General features: G+C 62.9%; 10 protein-coding genes and 2 pseudogenes. 1 reads left to right on the top strand and 11 read right to left on the bottom strand.

The window, feature by feature from the left end; genetic code table 11:
- The coding region (locus EOA86_RS07340; protein WP_164891601.1) for an aromatic amino acid lyase at positions 1-904 on the top strand (904 nt) is incomplete at its 5' end.
- 59 nt (positions 905-963) lie between these two features.
- On the opposite strand, the gene EOA86_RS07335 is transcribed toward EOA86_RS07340, so the two are convergent.
- The 11 genes and pseudogenes from EOA86_RS07335 to EOA86_RS07285 form a co-directional block, all read right to left on the bottom strand.
- Positions 964-1,764, bottom strand: a complete 801-nt coding sequence (locus EOA86_RS07335; RefSeq protein WP_127209149.1) for a 3-methyl-2-oxobutanoate hydroxymethyltransferase — start codon at positions 1,762-1,764, stop codon at positions 964-966.
- A 36-nt stretch (positions 1,765-1,800) separates the two neighbouring features.
- Complete coding sequence (locus tag EOA86_RS07330) at positions 1,801-2,115, bottom strand: MocE family 2Fe-2S type ferredoxin (RefSeq protein WP_127209148.1); 315 nt, start codon at positions 2,113-2,115, stop codon at positions 1,801-1,803.
- A gap of 43 nt (positions 2,116-2,158) precedes the next feature.
- Entirely contained in the window at positions 2,159-3,247 is a 1,089-nt protein-coding gene (locus EOA86_RS07325; protein WP_127209147.1) for a fatty acid desaturase family protein, read from the bottom strand.
- Between the two features lie 88 nt (positions 3,248-3,335).
- Positions 3,336-4,520 carry an aldose 1-epimerase family protein gene (locus EOA86_RS07320; protein ID WP_128341107.1) on the bottom strand — a complete coding sequence of 395 codons (1,185 nt, stop codon included), beginning with the start codon at positions 4,518-4,520 and terminating at the stop codon, positions 3,336-3,338.
- 16 nt (positions 4,521-4,536) lie between these two features.
- Positions 4,537-5,319, bottom strand: a pseudogene (locus EOA86_RS07315) (ATP-binding cassette domain-containing protein).
- Positions 5,316-6,320, bottom strand: a complete 1,005-nt coding sequence (locus tag EOA86_RS07310; RefSeq protein WP_127209145.1) for an ABC transporter permease — start codon at positions 6,318-6,320, stop codon at positions 5,316-5,318. The pseudogene EOA86_RS07315 and the gene EOA86_RS07310 overlap by 4 nt, the downstream one beginning before the upstream one ends.
- 60 nt (positions 6,321-6,380) lie before the next feature.
- Positions 6,381-7,319 carry a substrate-binding domain-containing protein gene (locus tag EOA86_RS07305; RefSeq protein ID WP_127209144.1) on the bottom strand — a complete coding sequence of 313 codons (939 nt, stop codon included), beginning with the start codon at positions 7,317-7,319 and terminating at the stop codon, positions 6,381-6,383.
- A 37-nt stretch (positions 7,320-7,356) separates the two neighbouring features.
- The gene (locus tag EOA86_RS07300) at positions 7,357-8,271 is read right to left on the bottom strand and encodes a sugar phosphate isomerase/epimerase (RefSeq protein WP_128341106.1); all 915 of its coding nucleotides are present in this window, start codon (positions 8,269-8,271) and stop codon (positions 7,357-7,359) included.
- A 26-nt stretch (positions 8,272-8,297) separates the two neighbouring features.
- Entirely contained in the window at positions 8,298-9,395 is a 1,098-nt protein-coding gene (locus EOA86_RS07295) for a Gfo/Idh/MocA family oxidoreductase (RefSeq protein WP_128341105.1), read from the bottom strand.
- Between the two features lie 36 nt (positions 9,396-9,431).
- Entirely contained in the window at positions 9,432-10,523 is a 1,092-nt protein-coding gene (locus tag EOA86_RS07290) for an ABC transporter ATP-binding protein (protein WP_128341104.1), read from the bottom strand.
- Positions 10,524-10,527: 4 nt separating this feature from the next.
- Positions 10,528-11,210 (bottom strand): annotated as a pseudogene (locus tag EOA86_RS07285) (sugar ABC transporter ATP-binding protein); the annotation flags it as partial.

Genomic DNA, 11,210 nt, shown 5'->3' with positions numbered 1-11,210 from the left:
AAGCGCCTCGGCGGTGTCCGCCGGCAGCGGTGCGCTGGCAGCGGCTGACGCATTGTCCGCCTTCGCACAACAACAGCAGGCGGGCGCGCTGACCATTGAAGGCATCGGCGCCAACCAGACGATCCTCGATCCGCGCCTGCAGGCGGCGCGACCGGCCGCTGGCCAGCAGCAGGCCGCGCAAGGCTTGCGCGATGTGCTGGCACGCGACAAGGCGCCGACGCCGGCGACCTTGCAAGACCCGCTGTCGATCCGTTGCATGCCGTCGATCCATGGCGCGCTGTTGCAGGCAATCGATCAGGCCAGGCAAGCTGTCGAGATCGAGCTCAACGCCGCCGCCGACAACCCGCTGGTGCTGGGCGACGACGACACGGTGCTGTCGACCGGCAATTTTCACACCCCGTCGCTGTCGCTTGCCTTCGAGACGCTCAGTCTTGCCATCGCTCAATGTGCGGCCGCCTGTGCTGCCCGCTTCATCCAGCTTACCGGCTCAGGCCGCAACGGCCTGCCCAAATATCTGTCGCCGGTCGGCGGCGCTTCGGCCGGCTTCGTGCCGCTGCAAAAGACAGTAAGTGCTATTCTCGCCGCCATCCGCCACAGGGCCAACCCGGTGATGCTCGACTTCCTGCAGGTCTCGGAGGGCGTTGAGGACCATGCGACGCAAGCACCGCTGGCCGTTTCGAAATGCGCCGACATGATCGTGCTGTGGCAGCGGCTGATCGCCTTCGAGCTGATGGCCGCCGCACAGGCCGTCGACCTGCGCGACGGGCTGACGCTGGCGCCGGGCACAGCGGGAATTCACGCAGCCGTGCGTGCCCTCGTCGCGCCGCTTAGGGAAGACAGAGCGCTCGGTATTGACGCGGAGGCGCTTTACGCTGCGCTGGCTACGGGAACATGGCTGCCATAGCGCCGGCCGTCGCATATGCCGGCTGACGATATTGTCGAGCAGGTCCTAGCCGACGCGTTTCATCTGGCGTCGATCTTCTCCATGAACAGACCGAGTTGGTCCGGGTCCATATGCACCACATGCTTGTCTTCGGGATAGGCCAGGCTGTTCACGTCGGCGACATATTCGGAAAATGCGGCGATGCGTTCCGCCTGCAGGCGGTCATATTCGGCGGCGAAATTGCGGTAGACTTTGGAGTGGCGCGGCATGTGGCCACGGTTCTGGCCAAGGATATCGTCGGCGAACAAATATTGCGCGTCGCAGCCGGTGCCCGCCCCCATCGACAGCATGATCAGCGAGGTCCGCTCCGAAATCGCATTGGCCACCTCGACCGGCACCACTTCGATCTCGGCGCCGACCGCGCCTGCGGCCTCGTACTGCTTGACTGCCTCGAAAATCTGCATGGCGCTGTCGGCTGTCTTGCCGACAGCCTTGAAGCCGCCGGTCCAGGTGGCGCGCGACGGGATCAGTCCGACATGGCCGATCACCGGGATATTGTCATCGGCCAGCCGTTTGACAGTTGCAAAGCCGGCGCTGCAATAGACCGCGTCGGCGCTCGCCTTGTAGAGCCGGAACGCCCAGCGGACGAAGTCGTCGGCTGTGCCGATCTCGTAGAAATTGTCGCCCGGCATGGTGAACAGGCTGGGTGCGGCATCGCGGTATTGCGGGTTGAGCACCAGCTCCGGCGGCACCGAGACGATGTCGACCCCGGCTCTTTCGGCTGCCTCGGCCTCGTCCATCGTCAACACGCGCAGCATGGTCAATTGCCGCTTGCCCTTCATGGCGCGCAGATCGGCGATCGTGGGTCTTTTACGGCTCATCGATTTTGGTCCCCTTGTTGCGTGTATTAAAGCAGATCAATTGATCTGGATCATCACTTTGCCCGCTTCGATCTTGACCGGATAGGTCTGCAGATTGACACAGACGGGAGCCCCTTTGGCCTGGCCGGTCTTGTAATTGAAGCGGCCATTGTGCTTGGGACATTCGATGATGTCGTCCATGACAAGCCCATCGGCCAGGTGGGCCTTCTCATGCGTGCAAAACCCGTCGGTGGCGAAGAATTCGTCATCAGGGGAACGATAGATCGCGAAGGTGCGGCCGCCATGATCGAAGCGGATGACATCCTCTTCTTCGACATCGTCCACGGCGCACGCTTCGACCCAATCGGCCATCTCTGTTTCTCCTGAAATCTGTATTGCGGCAGTGCCCAGTGCCTTATTCCGCGGCCGCCGACATGTTCACCTCGTGGAACTCGCCACGATAGGGCCGCGCCGTCAGCGGCAGTTCGCGCTTGAGGAAATAGTCCTCGTACTTGAGCTGCCTGAGCAAGACCGGCCAGACCTCGCGATAGGCATGCCACATCGACGGGTTCGGCTCAGGCAAATCGTGCTTGATCAATTCGTGCAGCCTGGGCAGCGCGTGATAGGGCACCATCGGGAACATGTGATGCTCCACATGGTAATTCATGTTCCAGTAGATGAACCGGCTGATCGGGTTCATGTACACGGTACGGGTGTTGAGCCGGTGGTCGACCACATTGTCGGCCAGGCCGATGTGCTGCAGCAGGCCGGTCAGCACCATGTGCCAGGTGCCGTACAGGCGCGGCACGCCGATCAGCACCAGCGGCAGCCACGACCACGTGTAAAGAGCGACCGCGATGGTCGCGATGTAGATCACGATATGCCAGCGCGCGGCGATGACGGCCTTGGGCTGTTCCATCTCGGGAACGTAGCTTTTCTCGTCGGGCGTCAGTTTGCCGAACGCCTGGCGTACCAGCGCCGGAAGCGAGTAGCGAAAATCGAGGATACCGGTGAAAGCGAGTGCGGTGCGCAGCAGGTCCGGCGGGCGCATCACGGCGATCTCGGCATCGCGTCCGACAATGATGGTGTCGGTGTGGTGGCGGGCATGGCTCCAGCGCCAGGTCACCGGATTGCGCATCAGCATGAAGCTGGCGATCTGGTAGACCACATCATTCATCCAGCGCGTTCGGAAGGCAGTGCCATGACCACATTCGTGCCAGCGCGAGTCGCTGGAGGAGCCGTAGAGGACGCCATAGACGAAGAAGAACGGCACGCACCACCAGGTGCCCCAGAAATAAATGCCGCCGGCAGCTGAACCCAGGATGGCGACGATCCAGATGATCGTGTCGCGGATGGCCGGGCCATCCGACCGTTGCATCAACTCCTTGATCGCCTTGCGGGAGACGTCGGTGTGATACCACTCGGCCGAAGCCAGCCCCGTCTCGATCGCCCTGCGTGTGCTCTCGCCGACCAGGCTGTAGTCGCGCTTCACTGTGCCAGCCATTGTGACCTCCAAATCCTGATGGCCCGAGAGCCCTCCCCGCTCCGATCGGACTCAGCCTCCCAACTGGTGTTTCGCATCCTCTTCGCCATTATCGCGACCTGCCTCCGAGCACCGGAAAATTGCCCGACGGCAGCGGATAATCCTGTTGCGGCTGCCGGGCGATCGCCGCGATCCGGCTTTCAGCGGCAGCGATGTCGCCGGTGCCATCGAGAACCCGGAACACCGCATTGTATGAGCGGCTCTCGCCATGCTCCAGCCAGATCATCTCGCCGCGTTCTCGGGCCGCCAGATTGCCGAGCACATGATGCGTCGACGGCTCGATGCCCAGCGCATAGTGCCCTGCCTGGAAATTCTGCCACTCATAGGCACAAGGCAACTGATCCTTGCGGGTCACGACTTCCAGCCCAAGGCCAAGACGGTCGTTGACCACCGCCACCGGCACTTCCCCGGCGCCGTTAGCGCCAAGCTCGTGCTGCCAGACCTGCTCTTTGAAACCCAATTGCGGCGCCGGCACTGTGCGGTAGCCGACCTTCTGCGCCTCGTAGCGCTCGCCGGCATGCCCGGCCCACACAACGTCACGGATCGGCGCCAGATAGCGAGCCCCCTCGTCGAGCACCGGATGGCTGACATTGATGTGGTAGAAATACATATGCGGCGTCCGGCTGAACCCGTGATTGAAGACCCGGTCCGAAAGCCGGATCTCGTTGCCGCCTACATCGGCTTCGATCCGCCGCAGCAGATGCAGATCCTCGCCGAACACAGTCGATTGCTGGACGATGCCTTCGGCCCACAGCACGCAGCCGTCGCCGTCCCAGGTCTCGCCGTAACCGGTCAGGCGCGCCGGAATGGTGCCGATGCGGCCATGCAGCGAATGGCGCACCGTTTTCTTCGGGGGATAATTGTAGCTGTCGGCGGGAACCTCGTTCATGAACAATATATGGTCGAGACCGCAGGTCAGCAGCAGGCCCGAGAAGGAACGCGCCCAGGCCAGCCCCTCCTCGCCTTCGTACTCATGCAGACCGGGATGGCGAAAGCCGCTCGGCGAATGCCAGCCGATCGCCTGGCCCTTGAAGTCGCAATCGGCGATATCGAGCGCCCGATCGACCAGCGCGGTGAAACGCAGGCCGGAGCCGGTGCGGAATTCGAGCATGCGAATGCCGCGCTCCACGCCGTCGCCAAGTGTCATCAGCCGCACGCCGGCGAATTGCGACAGCATGCCGGACCGTTCCGAAACCTGCCGGCGCGACAGCGTCTTGCCGTAAAGCTCTACCATGTGACGGCCAGTTCCTTCACTTCGCTCTCGTCTCCTTGAGCAGGGCCGACATATCGGCGCCGGTAATGATGCTTTCCACCGTCAACAGATCGGTATCGGCGACCGTCTGCTCAGCGACGATCTCGCCGCGGCGCATGACGATGATGCGGTCGGCGACCTGAAAGACGTGATGGATGTTGTGGGTGATCAAAAGCACCGAATGGCCGGCCGCGCGCACCTCCTTGACGAAGCGCAGCACGCCGTGTGTTTCCTCGACGCCGAGATTATTGGTCGGCTCGTCGAGGATGATGACCTTGGCGGCGAACTGCATCGCCCGCGAAATGGCGATCGACTGGCGCTCGCCGCCCGAAAGCGTGCTGACCAGCGCATCGGCGTCGAGCTTTTTCGAAATGCCGACGCGCTTCAGCAGCGCCGCGGCGGCGTCGCGAAGCTTGGCGAGATCGAGCGGCGCGAAAACGCCCAGCCATTTCAGATTGACCGGTTAGCGACCGAGAAAGAGATTGCGCGCGATGCTCAGGTCCGGCGCCAGCGACGTGTCCTGGTGGATGGTCTCGATGCCGAGATCCATCGCGTCGCGCGTCGAGCGGATCGAGACTTTCTGGCCGCGCACATAGATGTCGCCGCGGTCGACGGGAAACACACCGGAGATCGCCTTGATGAGGGTGGATTTGCCGGCGCCGTTGTCGCCGACCAAGGCCACCACTTCACCTTCATTGAGTGCGAACGATGCGCACTTCAGGGCGCGGACGCTGCCGAAGGACTTTTGCAGGTTCTGCAACCGAAGCACTTCCATTGTCAGTTCCTGGCGGCATTCTTCTGCAGCAAAGCGTGCAGGATGAGCATGGCAAGGATGATGACGCCGACGAAGATGTTGTAGGCGAGCCCCGGCACGCCGATTAGCACGATGCCGTTGCGGATGCTGCGCAGCATCAGCGCGCCGACGATCGTGCCCAGGATCGTGCCGCGCCCGCCGGTCAGCGCCGTGCCGCCGACCACCACCATGGCGATCACTTCGAGTTCATAGCCGGTGCCGGCCACCGGCGAGGCGGCAGAGATGCGGAACGCGCTGATCATGCCGGCGAGACCGGCCAGCGCGGACGTCAGGATGAACAGCCAGACCTTGACCGCATCGGCCGGCACGCCGCGCGCCACGGCAGCGTTACGGTTCGAGCCGATGGCGCTTATCCAGTTGCCGAGCTTGGCGTAGTGCAGGACGTAGATCGCCAGCAGCGACAGGCCGATGAACCACCACAAGGATGTATAGAAACGGAACGTTCCGATATTGAAGCTGCCGGCCAGCAGCGTCACGAAAAAGCCTGGCTGGTCCCAGGATTTCAGCGGAAAGCCTTGCGTGATGTAGAGCGCAGCCCCGCGCACCACGAGCAGCATCGACAGCGTGACCAGGAAGGAGGAGATGCCGATCTTGGTGACGATCAGCCCGTTGACCGCACCGATCGCTATGCAGAGCAGCAGGCCGACAAGCAGGGCGATGCCGATCTCAAACCCGCCGTTCTGCACCAGAAGCATGACCACGACCGGTGCCAACCCGAACACGGCTCCGACCGAAAGGTCGAACTCGCCCGCGGTGAGAAGCAGCGTCATGCCGAGCGCGATGATGCCGAGTTCGGGCAGGAACGCCATCATGTTGGAGATGTTGAGCGGCGACAGGAAGTTGGCATCAGCAACGGCGAACACCGCCAGCAGGACAATCAGGATGACGAGCGAAGAGAATTGCGGCGAGCGGATCAGGCTCGACCTGCGTTTGGAGCGCGGCATTTCCTCTTCTGCGGCGATTGTCATGACTGCTTGACCATATCTCAGGGTGACGCCCGCCGCCTGCGCGGCGGACGTCAGTTTCCATCACTTGTTGTAGAGTTTCAGGATCGGTTCGACGCTCGAGGCGTCGTAGAGGCTGAACGTGTGGATGTCGTAGCCGATCGGCTCACCCGAGGCGGCGAGCCCGAGCAAAGCAACCGGCATGAAGCCCTGTGCCGAAGGGAACTGCCAGGCCGCTGCGTTGACGAAGCCGGCCTTGACGGATTCGGCTGTTTCCTTCGAATTGCCCCAGCCGACGACCGGGATTTTGCCAGCCGGCACGCCAGCGCCGTCGAACACCCGCTTGATGCTGGCCGCCACGGAATCGCCGAGCGCGATGATCGCCGGCGGATTGTTGGCCACCATATAGTCGGTCATCTTGGCGATGATACCGGCCGGATCGGTGCCGCAATCGACGACGTCATATTTGATGCCGAGCGGATCGAACACGCTGGCGATGCCTTCGGTCTCGAGTTGCTGGTAGCTGGCTCCCGGCACTTCGACCGGCAGGAACACCTTGTCGCCCTGCTTCACCATCCTGTGGTCGACCAGGTATCTTGCCCAGATGGCGCCGGCCTCCTTGAGGTCAGCGCCGACATAGGCCTGCCGTCCGGTCGCCGGATCGTCGGTGTTGAAGAACACGATCGGGATGCCGGCGGCCTTGGCCGCCTTGACCTCCTCGGTCCACAGGCCTGGCTGCGCCGAGGTGGTGCCGATGCCGTCGGGCTTGGCGGCGAGCGCCGAGTTGAACGCTTCCTTCTGCGCCGCCATGTCGCCGCCGCTGAAGGAGATATTGCAGGTCACCTTGAGCTGGTCGCAGGCCTTGGTGGCGCCGGCATTCCAGTCGAGCCAGAAGGCATCCGATGGGCCGCCATGCGACAGCAGGTAGAACGTCTTTTGAGCATCCTGCGCCAGCGCCGAGCCCATGGTCACGCCGGCGAGCACGGTCGCGGCAACGGCGAGTTTCGACACGAATTTCAACATTTCTCTTCCTCCCTTTTTTGGTAGCCGAACCGTGCCGTCACAGTCCGTTGGCGCGGAATTTGCCGTCGAGGAATTTCTTGGCGCGCGGCACGTCATCTTCCGAAAGATGCTCGATGATAACCGGGATGTTCGGGTGCTTTTCGGCCAGCCGCCTGAGATAGAGGTCGTAGTTCAGCGAACCGAGGCCTGGCGCCGGCAGCTCGATCTCGCCAACACCGCGGAAAGTGTGGCTCTCCAGCGCGTCCTCGTCGCCGATGTCGGCGTGCTTCTCCGACTTGTCACCGCCCGAGCGCTTGACGTCCTTGGCATGGGCTATTCTGATCTTGTCGGTCAGCGTGTCGAACACCTGGTTCAGGATCTGGTCCATCTTGTCGATGTTGTGCGTCTCGAAATAGTTGGTCGGATCCATCAACAGGCCGAGGCCGGGATGATCGACCTGCGCGAACATCTTCACCGTTTCCTCGACCGAGCCGACGACATTGTTGACATAGGTTTCGAGCAGGAAGACCGCGCCGTGATCGTAGGCCGTCTGGGCAAGGTCTGATATGACCTTGCGGCATTCCTCGAACCCTTCCTCGGTCTTGTTCTTGGGATGATGCACCCAGTCGGACTCGCTGTTGTAGGTGCCGGTTTCCGAGATCACGTAAGGCGAGCCGAAATCGCGCGCACTGCGGATGATCTCCTTGAGATAGCCGACGCGCTTCTCGCGCTCCGCTCTGTCCGGATGGATGATGTTGGTGTAGCCCGACACGCAGCACACTGGCAGATTGTGGGCGCGGAACGTGTCGCGAACCGTCCTGGCCTTTTCCTTGGTGATCTGCCCGGCCGACAGGTCAACATCCTTAAAATGGAGGTCGAGCTGCACCGTGTTGAAATCGAGCGCGCGGATCTTCTGCGCGGTTTCCTCGAGGCTGTACGGGAAATAGCCCGTGAAAATACCTGCCTGCATCATGATGTGAAATCCTCCCCGTAAGCGATTCAGTTGATTGAGTTTGTCGAGATTTCGGAAAGCTTGACCGTGCGGCCCTCGTCGATCGAGCGATAGCCGGCTTCGATCAGGGCCATGGTCTTGACGTTGTCGGCGACGGACAGCGCCGGCGGCGTGCCGGTCTTCACCGCGTGCTGGAGCTGCTCCATCACGCCGATGAAGGCATGCGGGAACCACATCGTGTCCCAGTTGGGCGTCATCCATTCGCCCCCGGTGGTCTCGGTCGAAGCATAGGTCAGCGTCGAGGCAGCGCCCGTCGGCCAGCCGATCGTGCCTTTGGCGACGCCCTTTGTGCCGTCGACGCGCCAGTTGATGTGCTGGTCGTCCTTGTAGCCCTCCTGGCGCGGACCGGACCAGACATCCTCCAGCGAAACGGCGAGCACGCCGGACGGGAACCGCAGCGTCGAAACAGTGATGCCGTCCGAATGGTCGAAGCGCGTGCGCGGATCTTTGCGGGTCAGCGTCGTGATCTCGTCGGGATCGCCGAACAGAAAACGCAGCACGTCGAGATGGTGGACACTCATATTGGCAAGCGTCAGCCGGTCGTAGTCCTCGAGGAAGGTCTGCCAGTGGGGGATCGCATGCATGTCGATCTGGGCGAAGACGATGTCACCGAGCGCGCCGCTGTCCATGATCTGCTTCAGCACGCGCATCGACTGATCGTAGCGCATGTTCTGGTTGACCGAGAGGATCTTGCCGGCCTTGGCCGCCTCGTCGCGCAACTCGATCGCATCCTTGAGCGACAGCGCCAGCGGCTTCTGCGCCAGGACCGCCTTGATGTGCTTCTGCTTCAGCGCATGGCGGATCAGCGCCGGCTGCTGGTCCGGCGGAAAGGCAAGGTCGATGATCTCGACGTTTTCGTCCTCGATCAATTGTTCCGGCGTGTCGTGGACGGTCGGGATCTCCCAGCGCTTGGCGACCTTCTCGGCACTGGCCTTGGTCCGCGAGGCGATCGCCACCACCGGAAAGCCGGCGTCCTTGTATGCGGCAAGATGGCATTCGGCCATGATCATGCCGGCGCCGACACAGCCGATTTTGTACTCCCTGGTGCGGACTTTAACGTCCGGCTCGAAGTCTTTGCTCGTCAATGTCTTTCTCCCGATGCTCGTTTCTTGCGGCCGCTGTCATCGTCCCAGCGCTGCCCCGCTTTGCCCGAAATAATGCACGCGGCCGGGCTCGCAGGATATCGCCACCATCGCGTCCGGCCTGATATCCGGCTGGCCGCGCAGCAGTGCCCTGAGGCGCGCCTGCCCGGCAGCGAGTGTCACCACGGTATAGCCGCCGAGCGGCTCGACCTCGAACACTCGCGCCGGGCGGCCCGCGCGCCCGTCTGAGACTCCACCCTCCGATATTTCCCCATCCGACCAGGGCCGCACCTTGATGTCTTCTGGCCTGAGCCCGATTTCGACGGCATCGGCCGGAGCAGCCTTGTCCGCGATACGGATCGCGCCTTCAGCCGCCTCGACGCCGCCCTCGCCGCGCAGCGACTTCAAGATATTCATCATCGGCGAACCGAGCAGCCGCGCCACATAAGTGCTCGCCGGCCGGTCATAGATCTCGGCCGGCGCGCCGATCTGTCTGATCCTGCCGTTCTCCAGGATGGCGATGCGGTCGGCAACCGACATCGCCTCTTCCTGGTCGTGGGTGACATAGATCAGCGTCTTGCCGAGCTCGCGCTGGATGCGCTTCAGCTCGACGCGCGTCTCCTCGCGCAGCCTGGCGTCGAGCGCCGAGATCGGATCGTCCATCAGATAGGCATTGGGATCGCGCACCAGCGCGCGGGCGATCGCAACGCGCTGCCGCTCGCCACCGGACAGCTGCGCCGGCGGCTTGCGCAGGATGTGGCCGATATGCAGCTTGGCCGCGACGTCGGCGACACGCTTTTCGATTTCGGCCTCGGCGACCCGGCGTTCGACCAAGGGGAAGCGGACATTGTCGCGCGCGCTCATATGCGGAAACAGCGCCAGGTTCTGGAACACCATGGCGACGTTGCGCTCGGCTGGCGACATTGTATTGACCGGACTGCCGCCGATCAGGATCTCGCCTGAGTCAGGCGTTTCCAAGCCGAGCACCAGACGCAGCATCGTCGACTTGCCCGACAGCGGCGGACCGAAGAAGCAGAAGAACTCATTGTCGTTGACCGTAAACGAGGCATCGTCGACGGCGATCGTGGCGCCATGGCGTTTCGTCACATTGCGGAAAACGATATCGGCCATGGTCTCAGCCCGCTTTCATGGCAAGGCCGGTGGCGGCGTCGAAGACGCGTACCGACTGCGCGGCCGGTGCGATCACAGCTGTTTGCCCGACCGAAAGTCCCACATCATTGTCGAGCACCGCCTTCACCGCAGCCTCGCCGTCGCCGAGATGGATAATGGTACGCGCGCCGATCCGTTCGACGAAATTCACCGGCATCGACAGGCCGCGGCCGCTTTCGGCCAATGTCACCTGCTCCGGTCGGAAGCCGTAGAGCACCTCACTCCGCACGCCCCGCACAGCGGCGGTAAATTCGACCGGCAGCGGCGGCGTGACACCGAGCGGCCCGAGATCGACGACCAGCCCACGGTCGCTTTCCGCCGGCCTGCCTCTGAGCAGGTTCATCCCCGGCGCACCGATGAAGCGGGCGACGAAGACATTGGCCGGATCGTTGTAGACCTCGAGCGGCGTGCCGACCTGCTGCAGCACGCCGTGGTCCATCACCGCGATGCGGTCGGCCATGGTCATCGCTTCGAGCTGGTCGTGGGTGACATAGACCATGGTCTGCCGGAACTGCCGCTGCAACTGCTTCAGTTCGGTCCGCATCACCGCCCGGAAGGCCGCATCGACATTGGACAGCGGCTCGTCGAGCAGGAAGATCGCCGGCTCCATAATCGCCGAACGGCCGATCGCCACGCGCTGCAATATGT

Source organism: Mesorhizobium sp. M5C.F.Ca.IN.020.32.2.1 (assembly GCF_004023105.1).
Classification (GTDB): Bacteria; Pseudomonadota; Alphaproteobacteria; order Rhizobiales; family Rhizobiaceae; genus Mesorhizobium; species Mesorhizobium wenxiniae.
This window is presented reverse-complemented; position numbering and strand designations above follow the sequence as displayed.